Source organism: Rubrivirga sp. (genome assembly GCF_049648075.1).
GTDB lineage: Bacteria > Bacteroidota > Rhodothermia > Rhodothermales > Rubricoccaceae > Rubrivirga.
In genome coordinates this window covers 1-2,394 of record NZ_JBARYR010000302.1, presented here as the reverse complement: position 1 = coordinate 2,394, position 2,394 = coordinate 1, and the positions used below count along the sequence as shown (strand labels likewise).

Genomic DNA, 2,394 nt, shown 5'->3' with positions numbered 1-2,394 from the left:
TCGCGGAGGTCGTCGAGCGACGCCACACGACCGCCGCCGCGCTTGGCCGTCGAGCGGGCGCGGGCGTAGTCCACGATCACGTCGCGCATGGCCTGGGCCGCCACGTGGACCACGTGCTCGCGGCTCTTCAGGTCGAGCGACGCGGACCGCCCGGCGAGCTTGGCGTAGGCCTCGTGGACGACGGCCGTGGTGTTGACCGTCATGGCCGCCCCGTTGCGGACGCGCTGGCGGTGCGCCACGGCCCGGAGCTCGTCGTAGAGCTGCTCGAGGACGCGGTCGAACGCCTGGGCGTCGCCATCGCGGATGCGGTCGAGCAGGACGGTGACGTCGGGGGTCATGAGCAAACCCGTTGAGAGCCAGCAAGATAGTCGGGGCAGGAGGGTCCTGACCTCGGCGTCCTCGAGGGCGAGGCGGAGGGCCGAAGGTCGCGTCCGACCTCGAGGCGGAGTGCGAGAGAGGGCGCCCCGATTGAAGCGCCACGCGAGGGCGACGCCCTCGAGGGCGTCAGAGAACGGATCTCCGAGGGCGTGGGCCGATGTGCGTCGACATCTCGGTCTCTAGGCAACTCCTCCCCTCGTCGCGTCCATGCCCCAACGGATCCTCGCCTTTCTGCTCGCCGCAGCGCTCACCTCCGGCGCTTGGGCGCAGACCTGTACGACCTCGTGGGCCGCGCCGACAGACGGCGCTTGGACCGACATCAGCAAGTGGACCAACGGCATCCCCGATGCCAGCGAGACGGCCTGCATCCAGCAGTCCGGCACGTATACCGTCACGTTCGACCAGGACCGCGACGTGGGTACGCTTCTGCTCGGCGGCACCTCGGGCACGCAGACGCTCGACCTCGCCCGGACGATCACGACGCTGGGCGGCGGGACGGTCAGTCCGAACGGACGGTTGCAGATCCAAAACTCGCTCAACTGCGCTACGTGCGACGGGCTGCCGAGAATCACCGGCACGCTGACGGTCGAGGGCACGATCACGCACATCGGCCTCGCGGGACTGGTCTCGCAGGGCGGCACGCTCGACATCGCGCCCGGCGGCCAACTGCTCGTCAACAGCGGCGTCAACGGGGTCACCATCGGCGACACACCGACCATGTCCACGCTTCGCCTGCGCGGCCGTGCCGTGTTCGACCCCGGCGGCGCCCTCGCTCGGGACGTGACCATCCAGTCGGACCTCGACATCGACGGCGGCACGCTCGACGTCCGCGACGGGCGCGTCCGGCTCAACACCAGCGGCCGGCTTCGCAACACGTCGTTCGTCGTCGCCGACGGCGGCGACGTGGTGTTCGCGCGCGACAGCCCCGGCGACGGCGACTACATCGCCCAAGGCACGCTTTCGGGCGAGCCGGTGGGGAAGGTCCGGTTTGCCAGCGACACGCTCCGCGCCGGAGTGGGCGACGCGACGCTGGCCATCGGCGGGTCCGGGTTGCTGGTGTTCGAACTCGGCAGCGCTGGTGGCATGTTCCGAAACACCGACTTGCTTCGTACGAGGCCCAACGGCCTCACGATTCAACAGGTCGTGCTGGAGAACACGGGCACGGTCCACGTCGAAGCCACGTCCGTCAGTCTGTCCGAGGGCGCCGTGCTGCGCAACCTCGCCGGTGCCACGGTCGACCTGGTCGATGGCGGAGAGTTTCGCGTGGCCGACGGAACGGGGCGGCTGGAGAACGAGGGGCTGATCCAGTCGCGCGTCGTCACATTCACGACCCAGCGCGTCTCGTCGTTCGGCGGGCGCCTGCGCAGCCAGCCCGGCTCCGAGTTGCGCATCGGCGAGCTGACGCGGCTCGACCTCGACGTGCCTGCCTCGGCGTCGCTGCCCAGCGGCACGCGCGTCACCGGCGATGGCACGCTGTTCATCGGCGGTGCGACGCAGTTTCTCATCGAAGGCGAGGTCAGCCCCGGCACTGACGCCCAGCCTGTCGCCACGCTGGGCGCGCAGAGTCAGTTCTTCTTTTCGCCTACAGCCGGAGACCCGCGCCTGACGATCGACGTCGACGCCGGTGGCCAGAGCGACCGCATCGACTTCCAGCCGACCGGCGCCAGCTTCCCCGTCCGCCCGGCGGGCACGCTCGTCGTGCGTGTGCGGCCCGGCTACACGCCCCAGATCGGCGACACGTGGACGATCCTGCAGAGCCCGTCGGCGAACCTCATCCAGGGCGAGTTTGCCCAGGTCGTCGCCGAGGGCGCACCAGAGGGCGTCGCCTTTGCGGCCGAGTACAGCAACGCCGCCCCGTCCACGATCACTGTCCGCGCCGTCGACCGCTCAGTCTCGGCCGAGGACGGCGCCTCGGTGCAGGCGATGACGTTGTCGGCCGCGCCCAACCCGGCGCGCGGCACGTCCACGGTCACGCTGAGCCTGGGCCAGGCGCAGGACGCCCAGGTCGTCGTGTTC

2 protein-coding genes are annotated in these 2,394 nt (G+C 70.4%); one reads left to right on the top strand and one right to left on the bottom strand.

The annotated features are described in order from the left end of the window. The coding region (locus tag WBA11_RS08965) for an ECF-type sigma factor (RefSeq protein ID WP_424520357.1) at positions 1 to 338 on the bottom strand (338 nt) is incomplete at its 3' end. Between the two features lie 247 nt (positions 339 to 585). Between WBA11_RS08965 and WBA11_RS08960 the strand changes: the two genes are divergently transcribed. Next, positions 586 to 2,394, top strand: a 1,809-nt coding sequence (locus WBA11_RS08960) for a hypothetical protein (RefSeq protein WP_424520356.1), incomplete at its 3' end; no start/stop codon positions are given.